Raw genomic sequence first — 537 nt, 5'->3', positions numbered from 1 at the left:
TCCTCCCAAGGAAATAAAAATATGGGGCTATAGCTCAGCTGGGAGAGCGCCTGCCTTGCACGCAGGAGGTCTGCGGTTCGATCCCGCATAGCTCCACCATTCTTTCTCCATGAAGGATGGCTTTTATTTTCACTTTTTAAAAAGTGAAGACAAAAGAAATTATCATGGGCGATTAGCTCAGTTGGGAGAGCACCTGCCTTACAAGCAGGGGGTCACTGGTTCGAGCCCGGTATCGCCCACCATCTTTAAGCATTCTCGTAAGAGAGTATTTAAAAATGGTTTTGAAAGTTTATAACTTGAAAAACTCTTGCTCTTTAACAATTTGGAAAGCTGACTGATTGATTACTTACGAGTAATTCAATCAAATTTAAAAGTTCTCAATGTTTACCTTTATTGGTAAACACAACAAACACATTCAAGTGTCTTGTATTCGATTCAAACCTAGTTTGAATCACAATTGAGTCCGGCAAACAGTCATCAGGAATTAACCCTTCTTGATGACAACCAAAAACCTTGGTTAGTTGCCATACGCTTATC

2 tRNA genes are annotated in these 537 nt (G+C 40.4%); both read left to right on the top strand.

From position 1 onward, the window contains the following. Positions 1 to 23 precede the first annotated feature (23 nt). Positions 24 to 99 (top strand) — tRNA-Ala (locus ACFI6G_RS22220). Positions 100 to 166: 67 nt separating this feature from the next. Further along, positions 167 to 242: transfer RNA gene (locus ACFI6G_RS22215), tRNA-Val, on the top strand. Positions 243 to 537 lie beyond the last annotated feature (295 nt).

The organism is Vibrio sp. PSi01 (assembly GCF_054960695.1).
Note: the sequence above shows the minus strand (reverse complement) of the source record. Positions and strands in the feature narration are given on the sequence as shown.